The organism is Maricaulis maris MCS10 (assembly GCF_000014745.1).
GTDB lineage: Bacteria > Pseudomonadota > Alphaproteobacteria > Caulobacterales > Maricaulaceae > Maricaulis > Maricaulis maris_A.
The window spans coordinates 441,596-454,230 of the sequence record NC_008347.1 but is presented as its reverse complement, the minus strand read 5'-3'; the positions used below and the strand labels follow the sequence as shown (position 1 = coordinate 454,230).

The window sequence follows — 12,635 nt, the reverse complement described above, 5'->3', positions numbered from 1 at the left end:
TTTCGCGGTTTATCGTTTAGTCGTGAAAACAGGGCGGACCAACCGGCCCGCCCCGTCCTGTCACACTACCAGGTCCGGCTGACCGAAAGGCTCAGCGAGGTCCCGATATCATAGGTGTCGACCGGCAGTTCAACGCCGCCGGCGGACTGGGTGGCTTCATAGTCTTCGCCCAGGATATTGCGGACGGAGAAACCGAAGTCCCAGTCATTCCCGCCCAGTTCGAGCGTGCGGGAGTAGACGAAGTCGAGCGAGGCCGGCAGCTGCTCGGAAATCTCGGGGAGATTGTCCGACAGGTTGGCCACGGCACGGGACCGTTCACCGGTGAAGTTGTACAGCAGGGCACCGCGGGCACGACCGTCAAAGGTTTCGAAACCGACCTGCAGGTTGAACAGGTGCTCCGACTGGCCTTGAAGGGCGCGACCGTCCTGCACGAAGCCGGCGGCATTCAGCTCGATCGCCGACGGGCTGCCAAAGGCACCCTGGGCGATCGTGACCGTGCCGTCAGCAGTCACTTCAGACTGGATGTAGGTGTAGTTCGTCTTAATGAACCACTCACGGTCATTGAAGAAAGCACCGTCCCAGCGATCCGAGAAGTCGAAGGACTTCTCAAACTCGAACTCCGCACCCGTCAACGTCGCTTCCGGCGCGTTGATGAAGGAGGTGTTCAGGCCATCACCGATCGGGATGATGTATTCCTCGATCGGGTTTTCCAGGACCTTGTAGAAGGCACCGACGGTCACGAACTGGTCACGGCCGAAGTAATACTCCAGGCGCGCGTCATAGCTCTCGATCTCGGTGTTCACGAGGAACGGGTTGCCCTGGAAGCGCTGGTCCGTATCGGTGTTGAAGAACTCGGCGAAAGCCAGCTCGCGGAATTGCGGGCGGGCGATCGACTGGGAGTAACCGGTACGAAGCTGAAGGTTGTCAGCGAAGGTCCAGGTCAGGGTCAGGGCCGGCAGGACATAGTCCTCTTCGATCCGGGTCTCGACCTGGCCACTGTCGGCAGTGTTTGCCGGGAAGGCAAATGTGTCGACCTTCTGTGTGCCCTGCTCAAAACGGACACCGACAGCCGCGCGGACGAAGTCGGTCAGACCGACATCGACACCGGCATAATAACCTTCGACGAAAAGGCGGCCGTTATAGGCTTCCGGGAAGGTCAGGCCACCCGTCTCAACGAGACGCAGGCGCTCGTCGACGATGTTCTGCTCGGCAAAGATGTAATCAATGCGCGAGAACAGGAGGTCAGCCGGAATACCGTCGGAACCCTGTTCGAAGGCGAACTGACGGGTATAGGCATCACGCTCGCGGCTGGTGTTGGAGTAACCGGCCTTGAGTTCGGCATCAAAGTCACCGAGGGACACCGGCAGGGTGAGGTCAAAACCACCGTCCTGCGTGCTGTCTTCGATTTCCGAGAAGCGCGTGAAGTTGTCGTTGATGTCGCCTTCATAGCGATAGGTCTGCGGGACATCTTCGTACTGGTAGTTCACGAAGCGCTGGTAAGGCGCGTCGCGGGTCGCGGTGGCATCAGACAGGCGCCAGTCGAGAGCCAGTCCGCCGAGGCTTTCAAACAGGTGTTCACCGCGAAGCTGGTTGAACAGGACCTGACGCTCGAACCACTCGGTGTAGTCACCCCGAACAACTGCCGAAGAACCGGCATTGAACTGCTCTTCGATCCGGGCCTCTTTCGAGGTGGAGCGCAGGGCCATCGACAGGAAGCTGATCGAGTGGTCGTTGTAGAAGTCAACGCCGACCGAGATAAGGCCGGAGGCGTTGATCTCGTTCTCTGTGCCGAAGAAGTTGTTGATGCCTTCGCCGACCGGGGCCAGACCCGAGCGGTCTTCACTGGGCGGTCCGTTTTCGTAGATCAGCTCGTCGCCGGCGCCGATGGCGCCCTTGCCGCGCTGACCTTCGCGGGTCTCCCACTCGTTCGAGAACGAGCCGGCGACCAAAAGACCAAGCGAGAAGTTGTCGAAGTCAAAACGTTCACCGGCTTCGATGGAAATCGAGCCGTTGGCGTCGGTGTCAATCTGCTGGACGACCCAGAGTTCGGAATTGACCAGCGAGCGGCCGATGGCCTGCTGCTGGGCGGCTGGCAGGTTATTGCCGACGCGGGTGGTGTCGAACACCGCCGCGAGTTCGTCCGGCATGTCGCGCAGACCGTCGTCATAGCCCATCCAGTCGGTATCGGAACCGCCATAGGTGAGGCCGTGATTACCGGTCGTGACCGTATCGCCGCTGGCGCCGATCGAGACGCTGAAGAAGCGATCGTCCGGCAGGGATGCGGTTTCGATGCCGATCACGCCGCCACCGAACTCACCCGGGAATTCCGGCGAGAAGGTTTTCTGGACGAGCACGTTGGAGAGCACGTTGGTCGGCAGGATGTCGAGCGGGGCTGCGCGACGGAAGGGTTCCGGCGACGGCATCGGAGAGCCGTTGAGCAGCGTGTTGGAGTAACGCTCGTTGAGGCCGCGAACGACCACGAACCGGCCACCAACCGTGGACAGGCCGGTAACGCGGACCAGGGCGGAAGCGAGATCGCTGTCGCCGGTTGTTGCCAGATCGTCGATCGACAGCGACGCGGCGACTTCCGACGTCACCCGGCGATCGTCGGGAATGTATTGAAAGCGGACTTCGATGACATCTTCATCGGCGTCCTGGGCAAGGGCTGCGACCGGCACGAGCGTCGTGGACGCCAGCAACGCAGCCGAGAGCGCAAATCGTGTGGTTTTCATCTTCATCACCATGTGACTGCGATTGACAGACGCCATCCCCGGCCGGCCCGAAGGCCGGCCGGTTCAGGCAATTGCGTTACTGCGTGCGACGGAAGGTCCAACCCTGGTACCAGGTGTCGTTGGCGTCTTCGACGGCGCCGATGTAGTCGACATCGACGAACCAGCTGTCGAGAGCATTGATGTCGAAGGCGGTGACCGCTTGTTCGGTCGCGCCCGGCACGACACCGGTATTGCCCGGGATGAAGGCGAAGCCCGTCATCGTGTGGGTGATCTCGGCATTGTTGGCCTGACCCAGGAACCAGGTCGAGAGATCGGTGGTGTCACCGGCGCTCTCGTCGAAGTTCGTCGTACAGTCGAGAACGATCGACTGCATGATGATGTCTTCGTCACCAGCGGCGCCGGTGGCGCCGATACGGTCGAAGGTTTCCTGGTCGTCGATGTCGAGGCAATCCTCGCCGAAATCGACCACGATGCCGTTGTAGAGCTCGCCCGCCGTACCGGCCCGGAGCAGCATGCCCTGGTCCGATTCAGCTGCACCGCGTTCACCGATCAGGGTGAAGTTGGAGATGCGCGGGTTGGAGCGCGGCAGCAGGGTGTTGTTGGAACCGCGATTGTCGAATTCGAAGCCCTGGTCGGCGTCGTCGCCGGACTGGGACACGATCACGAACTGAGCGCGACCAACCCAGCCATCGGTGTAGTCGAAGCTGTCATCGCGAATACCGGTGAGGACCAGATGGCTCACATCAACCGCGCCGCCGAACATTTCGACGCCGTCATCGGCATTGTTGTGGACCTGGACGTAGTCGACTTCGGTGCCCGAACCGACAGCCTGGAAGGCGATGCCGTTGAGCTCGTCTTCGTTGTTGATCAGGAAGCCGGCGTACAGGAGACGGGTGTAGAAGATATTGCCCGAGTCATCGGTTGGCGTGGCGCCACCGAAGAGACCGGAAGAGCCTTCACCCGACTTCTCACAATCGGTTGTACCGCCCGTTGCCGTACCATCGATACAGGCATTGATCGGTGCGCGACCATTGATGATCAGGCCGCCCCACTGACCGCGGTCATTGGCGCCGACCGTACCTTCGACATCCGAGCGCGAGGTCATGGTGACTGGAGCGGTTGCGGTACCGTTCGAGCGAATGCTCGAGCCACGTGTGATGACGATGTAGTCAGAGCCGGCCGAGCCGAAAATGGTGACACCGGGATCGATTGTGAGTTCGGCTTCGATACCGGACGGCAGCGGGCTGGCCGGATCGGGGCCGCGGTCAACACCGACGAAGACCGGACCGACGAGCTCATACATGGAGCCGCGCGTCAGGCGCAGGTCGGAGGTCAAGTTGCCAGTGATCTGGCAGATGCGCTGACCATTGATGACCTCAACGGATTCGGTGGTGCCCGTCGGGCAACCCGGATCGGCGAACAGGTTGTAGGTCCAGCCGGCTGCCCAGTTGGAAGCGTCCGTTTCGGAACCGGAGAAGGCACCGATATAGTCGACATCGGTGAACCAGTTGTCCAACGCATTGATGTCGAAGGCCGTGACCGCTTGCTCGATCGGGCCCGGGAAGACACCGGACATCGAGTTGTTGATCTCGGCATTGTTGGCCTGACCCAGGAACCAGGTCGAGAGGTCGGTGGTGTCACCGGCTTCTTCGTCGAAATTCGTCGTACAATCGAGAACGATCGACTGCATGATGATGTCTTCGTCACCGGCAGCGCCGCTGGCGCCGATACGGTCAAAGGTTTCCTGGTCGTCGATGTCGAGGCAATCCTCGCCGAAATCGACCACGATGCCATTGTAGAGTTCACCGGCGGTACCGGCCCGGAGCAGCATGCCCTGGTCGGACTCGGCGGCGTTGCGCTCACCGATCAGGGTGAAGTTGGAGATGCGCGGGTTGGAGCGCGGCAACAGCGTGTTGTTGGAGCCGCGATTGTCGAACTCGAAGCCCTGGTCGGCGTCATCGCCGGACTGGCGGACGAGCACGAACTGGGCGCGGCCAATCCAGCCATCGGTGTAGTCGAAGCTGTCATCGCGAATATTGGTCAGGACCAGGTGGCTGACATCCACCGTACCACCGAACATCTCGACGCCGTCATCGGCATTGTTGGAGACCTGGACGTAGTCGACTTCGGTGCCCGAACCGACACCCTGGAAGGCGATGCCGTTGAGCTCGTCCTCATTGTTGATGAGGAAGCCCGCATAACGGACCTGGACATAGCGCAGGATGCCGCTGTCATCGGCCGGATTGTCGCCGCCGAACAGGCCGGATGAACCTTCACCCGATTTTTCACAACCAGCCGTACCGCCCGTCGCGGTGCCGTCGATGCAGGCATTGATCGGTGCGAAGCCGTTGATGATCAGGCCGCCCCACTGGCCGCGATCGAGCGGACCGGCTGTGCCTTCAATGTCCTGGCGCGATGTGAAGACAACCGGCGCGTCCGACGTGCCGACCGCTTCGAGGCGCGAGCCACGGGAGATGACCAGATAGTCAGAACCGGCTGAACCGAACAGGGTTGCGCCTGCGCCGATTTCAAGGGTCACCGAACCGCCACCATCGACACCGACGAAGACCGGGCCGGTGATGATCACGCCGGCATTCGCGGCGATCGTGGTGTTGGACGTGATGTTGCCGGTGATCTCACAGGCATTGATCGTGATGTCGCCATTGGTGACCGAGGTCTCGCGGACCGAGCCGGTGCCGCAGCCGCCAGCCGGGATCAGGTCGATCGTGGTCTGGCTGCCGCCGCCGCCACCACCGCCGGTGCCCGGAGGCGTGCCGACATTGGTATTACCAGGCGAGGAGATGGATGTATCCGCGCACGCCGCGAAGAAGGCGCAGGACGTGGAAACAAGCAGAAGCTTTCGAAAATTGTTCTTCACCGACATTGAAGTCCCCCGGAAAAGGAATGAATTTCACTGACGACCGGAGGGGACCCGTTCCACCCCGATCACTCGGGAGGCGGGTAAACATCAGCTTTGTAACGGCGGCATGACACCCCTGACCGGACTCGCATCCGAGCCGAGCCTGCAGCGCCCACAATCGGTAGTGCAGGCATCATCTGCGACCCGCTAGATACTGTCCCAGTTGGCAAAATCGCCGTGGTGGCAAATCGGTCACTGACGAAGTATTGGTGATTGAATTTTTTGTGACATTGCGGAACGTAACGCTTCATTTACACTCATTACGGGATTGCCCGAAATGTTTGATTGGACAGATGAATTCTGAACTTCAATCCGGGTACGGATTTGTTTTGGATGCTTGTCGCAGCGGGTGTGACCATGAGCTGAAAGCGACGGGAATTGCGGTCGCCATCGGTTGGGAGACCGCCCTGCCGGGGCAAAAATTCAGCCGCCGCAAATTTCCCGCTTTACACACCCGGAAATTGACTTTAATCGCGATTTTCCCGGCGGAGGTGACGATGCCGGATTGGGTTAACAACGAGCAGGGGGTCACGTGAATTGCACACGTACCATACTCCCCTGGACCTGGTCCGTTCGCGGCACGTAGAAAGTCCGGTCGTCTGTGTACGTCCTGACCGTGTTGCTGAAGCTGGGCGCTGGTTCCAGGACAATTTCCCGGGCGAAGTTCTCTACGCCGTCAAAGCCAATCCGGCGCCCTGGATCCTCCAGGCGCTGCACAAGGCCGGAACGCGCTTTTTCGACGTCGCCTCGATCCCGGAAATCCAGCTGGTGGCGGAGCATTGCCCCGACAGCCGCATGGCCTTCCTGCATCCGGTCAAGAGCCGCGAGTCGATCCGTCGTGCCTATTACGAGTTCGGCGTGCGCATCTTTGCGCTCGATTGCGAAGCCGAGCTGGCCAAGATCCTGGAAGAGACCAATCACGCCGACGATGTCACGCTGGTCGTGCGCCTGGCCGTGTCCAATGACGGAGCGATGTTCTCGCTGGCCGGCAAGTTCGGCGCGCCGGCCTATGAAGCCGCCGAACTGATCCGAACGGCCCGCGCCCACGCCTTCGAGCTGGGTGTGAGCTTCCATGTCGGCAGTCAGTGCATGCAGCCTTCGGCCTATCGCTCGGCCATGCTGGAAGCTTCGCGCCTGATCGCCCAGGCCGGTGTCACCGTCGACATTGTCGATGTCGGTGGCGGTTTCCCCTCCATCTATCCGGGCATGCAGCCGCCGCCGATGGACGATTATGTCGCCGCCATCGAGGACGCTTTCGAAGAGATGATGGTGCTCGAGAATGCCGACCTGTGGTGCGAGCCCGGTCGCGCCCTGGTGGCCGAAGCGGAGTCTGTCCTGACCCGGGTCGAGCTGCGCAAGGGTGACGCCCTCTATCTCAATGACGGCGCCTATGGACGCCTGTTCGACGCGGCGCATGCGAAATGGCCCTTCCCGGTCCGTCTGCACCGTCGCCGCTCGACCGGCCCGCGCGATGAAAGCAGCGAGCAGACCGCGTCTTTCCGCTTCTTCGGTCCGACCTGCGACAGCCTCGATGCCATTCCCGGCCCGTTCGAACTGCCCGCCGACATCCGTGAGGGTGACGTCATCGAGATCGGCATGCTCGGCGCCTATGGCACCGCGCTGGCCACGGATTTCAATGGCTTCGGCACCATCGAACGCGTTGCGGTTGAGGATATGCCGTGGCCGTCTATGTTCGAAGCCCAACCTGACCTGGCCGAAGACGACGGCGCCACGGTCATCAATTTTGCCCGCGCCCGCCGGCGCCGCCCGCGCCTGAAACGGCGCGCCTGAGGAAACAGACATGAGCGACAAATCGAACCGCAAGGCCGAGTTGCTGTCCAACCCGGTCGAACATATCGACATCACCGCCTTTGACGGCCGCCACATGATCGACGCCTGGGAGAAGATGTCCTTCACCTCGCGCGATGCCGCCCGTGCGGCCCGCATCCTGGAACAGGCTGTCGCCGATCCGGATTGCTCGGTCATCCTGACCCTGGCCGGCTCGACCAGCGCCGGCGGCTGCATGCATGTCTGGCGCGACATGGTGCGCAACAACATGGTCGACGCCATCGTCTCGACCGGCGCCTCCATCGTCGACATGGACTTCTTTGAAGCCCTCGGCTTCAAGCACTACCAGGCCCGCGAAATCCCCGACGACCGCGAGCTGCGCGATCTCTATATCGACCGCATCTACGACACCTATATCGACGAGGAAGAACTGCAGGCCTGCGACGCGGCAACCCTGGAAATCGCCGACCTTCTGGAACCCGGCCCGCGCTCTTCGCGCTCCTATATCAAGGCAATGGGCAAATGGCTGGCCGATGGCAATGCCAAGAAGGAAGGCTCGCTGGTCCAGGAATGCTATGAGCAGGGCGTGCCGATCTTCTGCCCGGCCTTTTCCGACTGTTCCGCCGGCTTCGGCCTGGTCAAGCACCAGGTCGAGCGGATGAAGGCCAAACAGCCCTATCTCTCGATCGACAGCGTCGCCGATTTCCGTGAGCTCACCGACATCAAGATCAAGGCCGGCAAGACGGGCCTGTTCATGGTCGGCGGCGGCGTGCCCAAGAACTTCGCCCAGGACACCGTCGTCTGCGCCGAAATCCTCGGCGTCGAAGTGCCGATGCACGCCTACGCCGTCCAGATCACCGTCGCCGACGTCCGCGACGGCGCCTGCTCTTCCTCCACGCTGAAAGAAGCCTGCTCCTGGGGCAAGGTCGATGTGGCACTGGAACAGATGGTGTTCGCGGAAGCCTCGACCGTTGCCCCGGTCATCGCCTCCGACGTCTATCACCGGAGAGATTGGGAAAAGCGTCCCCGGCATCGGTATGGGGACATGTTCCAAGACTAAACGCTTGGTTCTGCGTCAAAGAAGAAGCCCTGGCGGGAACGCCGGGGCTTTTTTCGTTGGGGGCAAATTTCGGTTGTCATCCCGGGCGAATGGCCTGCGCAAGCAGGCCGCAGACCCGGGACCCATACGCCCGGCGCTGCGAACCTTCGCGACAATAGGTCCCGGATCTCCGCCCGGCTCGTGGCCGGGCATACGTCCGGGATGACAAGGTGGAGTTGGTATTGAAGCGAGCCGCCCACTCCACTCCATTTTTCCCGGACGTGCGTCAGCACGATCCGGGACCGACCGGAGACTCAGCGCCTGAAAGGTCGCTCCGTGGGTCCCGGGTCTTCGCCCGGGAAAAATGGGAGGGGGGTGCGTGTGGGGGTCAGAAACCGGACGCCCTGCTTCTCCCCGACCGGGGAGAAGTGGCCCGCAGGGCCGATGAGGGGCGGCGCGTCGGCGCCCAGGAGAATCCTTTCCCTGGCGCCGCATCGCGGCGCGCCCCTCACCCCCTGCGCGCTGACGCGCTCCGGGACCTCTCCCCGACCGGGGAGAGGCAGATTATCCCCGCTGCGAGGCCCTTCCTTCTCCCTGGGGAGAAGGTGCGCGCAGCGCGGATGAGGGGGATTCCTCCTGCTTTCACCGGGATTTACCCCTCACCCTGACCCTCTCCCGAGGGAGAGGGGAAGCGTGTTTTCTCACAAAACTTATCCCCACCCCTTTGACCCCACCGCATACTCACCCCGTTCCCACGTCACCTGAGGCCCGGACTGGTTATCCGGGGGCGTGGGGAGGACGGAGCTCGTCCGGTTGGGTGGAGTTGACCATCACCTGCCCCGGCGTGGCCATCGGTTGGACGGCGGCACAAAGCTCGACCGCTTCTTCCAGCCGGTTTCGAGACGGGACCCGCAAGGGGACCGAGTAAATCTCCGTGTGCGAGGTGCCCCCGGCGCCACCCATACACATTACATAGCAAGGCTCCGGAACGGCACCTCGCACCCCTCTACTGCCCAAACCGCCAGGCCTTCACGCCATGGCGCGGTGGGGCTTGTCATCCACCTGTTCCATCCATGAAAGGACCTGCCATGTCACGTCGCCTCCCCTGCCAACACCGTCGGAATTCCTTGTCAGCGCATCCGCGCCTCCGACCGGCCGGGGAGGCGCCCGACCCGGGCCTTCGTGACGGTGCGACGACCGGGCGCCGATGCCTCGGCGCGGCGGCGGTGGCGCTCAATTCCGGAGATGACGTGGCGGCGCAGAAGCTGCTCGGCCTGGCCAGGGATTTCATCGCCCAAGCGCGCGCCAATGTGGCGCTGGCGCGCGAGCAATTGCGGCTGGCGGCGGAAAACGAAATTGCCGAGCGTGATGCTGAGGTCGCCTGGTACAAGGCGGCCGGAATGTCGGTCGAGGAGATCGAGCTTGACCTGCAGATCCGCGAGGATGCCGAACGCATCCGACGGGCGCGTGAGGCCGGCGATCCCGATCCCGAGCCGCGCTGGCCGGAGAGTTGGGAGCTGGTGGAAGGTGGCCGCGGCGCCAGGCCGGGCGGTGAGCGATGACCGTCCTTATCTTCGTTTTTGCATACCTCTCCTGCTTGCCCCTGCGAGAGATTTTCCGTGACCTTCTTCGCCACGACGGTTATGCGGGCCTCTGAAACAGGAATGCCGCCATGCTTGAGATCTTCACCTCTGCCCTCGTCACGTTCTTCGTGGCCATCGACCCGCCCGGTGTCGCGCCGATTTTTGCGTCGCTGACCAATGGCGCGCCGAATGCGCACCGCCGGGCCATGGCGATCAAGTCGGTGGTGATCGCGACCGGCGTTCTGCTGGGCTTTGCTTTGGCCGGCGGCTGGCTGCTCAATGCGATGCATATCAGCCTCGATGCCTTCCGGATTGCCGGTGGCGTCCTGCTGTTCCTGATGGCCCTGGAAATGATCTTCGAAAAGCGCACCGAACGCCGCGAGGAACGGGCCGAGTCGATCATGGACGAGCATGATGCCCATCCGGAGACCTGGGAGGACATCTCGGTCTTCCCGATGGCGATCCCGATGCTGGCGGGGCCCGGCGCGATCGCAACCGTCATGCTCTACATGTCGGATGCCGGTGGCTGGGCCGAGCGCGGAGTCGTGCTGGCCGCTGCAGGCGTGATCCTGGTGATCTGCCTGATCACCTTCCTCGCGATCGGACCGGTGATGCGGGTCATCGGCGACTCCATGGCCGCCATGATCACCCGCATCCTCGGCGTCATCCTTGCCGCCCTCGCCGCCCAGTTCATCATTGACGGCATTCTGGGCGCGCTGGTGAACGCACACTGATCGTGGTCAGTCGGCGACCCGCGTGAGCGTCATCGACAGGGTCGGATAGCACTGGCCGGCCGGGTCACAATACTGGCCGGTTTCAGTCCAGCTGTCGGCGGTGAAGACGGCCTCATAGACGATCCGGCCATGCGGGCCGAGCGGAATTTCCCAGGTATAGCCCGTCCCGGTGACCTCCATGGCGAAGCCGTCGGCGCCATTCATGGCGGTGGCCGCGAACATCTCGTAGCCACCCGCTTCAGTCAGGCGGACAATACCGCCGGCATCATGGACCAGCCGTCCATCCTCACCGGTACCGGCTGGCGCATAGCCGCGCCCCCGGATCATGACGAGATGGCCACCGGCAACGGACTCAACCCGTTCGAAGACATCAAAGGTCTCGCGTTCCTGGGTCCGGTTCATGGACCATCCCGAGCCTTGCCAGGTGCCGACCATGGCGGCCAGCACCTCTCCCGGGCGGGCCCTGTCACCGCCCTCCTGGGCCAGGCCCGGCGCGGTCGCCCCGGTGGCGGCAACCAGGGCGATGGCCAAGGGGACCGCCAGCTGCGTCAGCACCCGGGTCGGGTGATGGGAAATTGAAGTCTGTTGGATCGGCATATCGGTTCTCCTCGTTCGAATGCAGAAGAACTTTATAAATTAAAGAACTTTTTGAAACGAGGGATTTGAACCGCGTGCGTCCCCTGGGGCCTTGCCTCGCGAGTCCCGGAAACCAAGTATTAGCCCCTTTCTGCCATGATGCAGCCATAGAGGGGTCGATGATAACGACCACGCGGGGGTGTTGGAGGAATGCATGGGCTACAGCCTTGCCATGCTGCTCAGCGCAGCGACCGTGACTGCCGGCGGCCTGACCGCCTCAGCTTTCAGCCTGACCCAGGGACAGACTGACCAGGCCATCGCCTTTGGATGGCCGGCCATTGCTGTCGCCTTTGTGGTGGTGATGTTGATGCCAACCGGGCGCCGGCGCCGCAAGACGCCGGACCGTCAGGACGAACGTGGCGTGAAATAGGGCTCGTAGAGATCCGGACGCCGGTCGCGGAAGAAGCCCCAGGCGGCGCGGTGGCGTTGCAGATAGTCCAGATCGAACTCGCCCGTCACCAGGCCGGTTTCCGACCGGCCCAGTTCGCTGACCTTCTCGCCCGTATGGCTGGCGACGAAGGACGAGCCGTAAAACACCTGCCCGCCCTCATCGCCGATCCGGTTGGCCGCGAGCACCGGGATCACATTGGATACGGCATGCCCCTGCATCGCCCTTTGCCAGCGCGCTGCGGTGTCCAGGCTGTCATCATGGGGCTCGGATCCAATTGCCGTCGGATAGAGCAGGACCTCGGCACCCTGCAGGGCCATCGCCCGCGCCGCTTCCGGGAACCACTGGTCCCAGCAAATGCCGACACCGATCCGGCCGAACCGGGTATCCCAGACCTTGAAACCGGTATTGCCGGGGCGAAAGTAGAATTTCTCCATATAGCCCGGCCCGTCAGGAATATGGCTCTTGCGATAGACGCCCAGCGCCGAACCATCGGCATCCAGCATCACCAGCGAATTGTAATAATGCGGCCCGTCACGCTCATAGATCGAGACGGGGATGACCACGCCCAGTTCGGCGGCCAGTGGCTGCAGGGCGGTCACGCAGGGATGGTCCATGGCCGGCCAGGCGGTCTCGAAGAAGGCCTCATCCTGGACCTTGCAGAAATAGGGTCCCTGGAAGAGTTCCGGCGGCAGGATGACCTGCGCTCCCTGGCCCGCCGCGTCGCGGATCAATTCGCTGACAGTGGCGATATTGGCCGTCATGTCCGACCCGAAAGCGGCCTGCAGGCCGGCGATCTTGAGTGTGCGTGCCAT

10 protein-coding genes are annotated in these 12,635 nt (G+C 62.6%); 6 read left to right on the top strand and 4 right to left on the bottom strand.

Annotation, left to right across the window (positions count from 1 at the left end):
* Positions 1–65: 65 nt before the first annotated feature.
* A complete protein-coding gene (locus MMAR10_RS01950; protein WP_011642319.1) occupies positions 66–2,732 on the bottom strand; it encodes a TonB-dependent receptor domain-containing protein in 2,667 nt (888 codons plus the stop codon).
* Between the two features lie 76 nt (positions 2,733–2,808).
* Entirely contained in the window at positions 2,809–5,616 is a 2,808-nt protein-coding gene (locus MMAR10_RS01945) for a hypothetical protein (RefSeq protein ID WP_011642318.1), read from the bottom strand.
* Positions 5,617–5,945: 329 nt separating this feature from the next.
* Here MMAR10_RS01945 and MMAR10_RS01940 point away from each other — a divergent pair, with 329 nt between their 5' ends.
* The 5 genes from MMAR10_RS01940 to MMAR10_RS01915 all read left to right on the top strand — a co-directional run bounded on the left by MMAR10_RS01940 (position 5,946) and on the right by MMAR10_RS01915 (position 10,796).
* The gene (locus MMAR10_RS01940) at positions 5,946–6,188 is read left to right on the top strand and encodes a hypothetical protein (protein WP_041636693.1); all 243 of its coding nucleotides are present in this window, start codon (positions 5,946–5,948) and stop codon (positions 6,186–6,188) included.
* 1 nt (position 6,189) lies between these two features.
* Positions 6,190–7,443 (top strand): type III PLP-dependent enzyme, encoded by a 1,254-nt coding sequence (locus MMAR10_RS01935; RefSeq protein WP_011642317.1) that lies wholly within the window; start codon positions 6,190–6,192, stop codon positions 7,441–7,443.
* A 10-nt stretch (positions 7,444–7,453) separates the two neighbouring features.
* The gene (locus tag MMAR10_RS01930) at positions 7,454–8,500 is read left to right on the top strand and encodes a 1,9-bis(guanidino)-5-aza-nonane synthase (RefSeq protein WP_011642316.1); all 1,047 of its coding nucleotides are present in this window, start codon (positions 7,454–7,456) and stop codon (positions 8,498–8,500) included.
* A gap of 1,229 nt (positions 8,501–9,729) precedes the next feature.
* The gene (locus tag MMAR10_RS01920; RefSeq protein ID WP_150099684.1) at positions 9,730–10,041 is read left to right on the top strand and encodes a hypothetical protein; all 312 of its coding nucleotides are present in this window, start codon (positions 9,730–9,732) and stop codon (positions 10,039–10,041) included.
* A gap of 110 nt (positions 10,042–10,151) precedes the next feature.
* A complete protein-coding gene (locus MMAR10_RS01915) occupies positions 10,152–10,796 on the top strand; it encodes a MarC family protein (RefSeq protein ID WP_011642314.1) in 645 nt (214 codons plus the stop codon).
* A gap of 6 nt (positions 10,797–10,802) precedes the next feature.
* On the opposite strand, the gene MMAR10_RS01910 is transcribed toward MMAR10_RS01915, so the two are convergent.
* Positions 10,803–11,393: a hypothetical protein gene (locus MMAR10_RS01910; protein WP_011642313.1), complete on the bottom strand. Its 591-nt coding sequence runs from the start codon at positions 11,391–11,393 to the stop codon at positions 10,803–10,805.
* Positions 11,394–11,586: 193 nt separating this feature from the next.
* Here MMAR10_RS01910 and MMAR10_RS01905 point away from each other — a divergent pair, with 193 nt between their 5' ends.
* Entirely contained in the window at positions 11,587–11,802 is a 216-nt protein-coding gene (locus tag MMAR10_RS01905; RefSeq protein ID WP_011642312.1) for a hypothetical protein, read from the top strand.
* Here MMAR10_RS01905 and aguB read toward each other — a convergent pair.
* Positions 11,778–12,635, bottom strand: coding sequence for an N-carbamoylputrescine amidase (gene aguB / locus MMAR10_RS01900; protein ID WP_011642311.1), 858 nt, complete (start codon positions 12,633–12,635; stop codon positions 11,778–11,780). The genes MMAR10_RS01905 and aguB overlap by 25 nt on opposite strands.

Excerpts from the sequence above, each read along its gene's own strand:
- MMAR10_RS01950 (WP_011642319.1), bottom strand. The coding sequence starts at position 2,732 with ATGAAAACCACACGATTTGCGCTCTCGGCTGCGTTGCTGGCGTCCACG.
- MMAR10_RS01945 (WP_011642318.1), bottom strand. The coding sequence starts at position 5,616 with ATGTCGGTGAAGAACAATTTTCGAAAGCTTCTGCTTGTTTCCACGTCC.
- MMAR10_RS01940 (WP_041636693.1), top strand. The coding sequence starts at position 5,946 with ATGAATTCTGAACTTCAATCCGGGTACGGATTTGTTTTGGATGCTTGT.
- MMAR10_RS01930 (WP_011642316.1), top strand. The coding sequence starts at position 7,454 with ATGAGCGACAAATCGAACCGCAAGGCCGAGTTGCTGTCCAACCCGGTC.
- MMAR10_RS01915 (WP_011642314.1), top strand. The coding sequence starts at position 10,152 with ATGCTTGAGATCTTCACCTCTGCCCTCGTCACGTTCTTCGTGGCCATC.
- MMAR10_RS01910 (WP_011642313.1), bottom strand. The coding sequence starts at position 11,393 with ATGCCGATCCAACAGACTTCAATTTCCCATCACCCGACCCGGGTGCTG.
- MMAR10_RS01905 (WP_011642312.1), top strand. The coding sequence starts at position 11,587 with ATGGGCTACAGCCTTGCCATGCTGCTCAGCGCAGCGACCGTGACTGCC.
- aguB (WP_011642311.1), bottom strand. The coding sequence starts at position 12,635 with ATGGCACGCACACTCAAGATCGCCGGCCTGCAGGCCGCTTTCGGGTCG.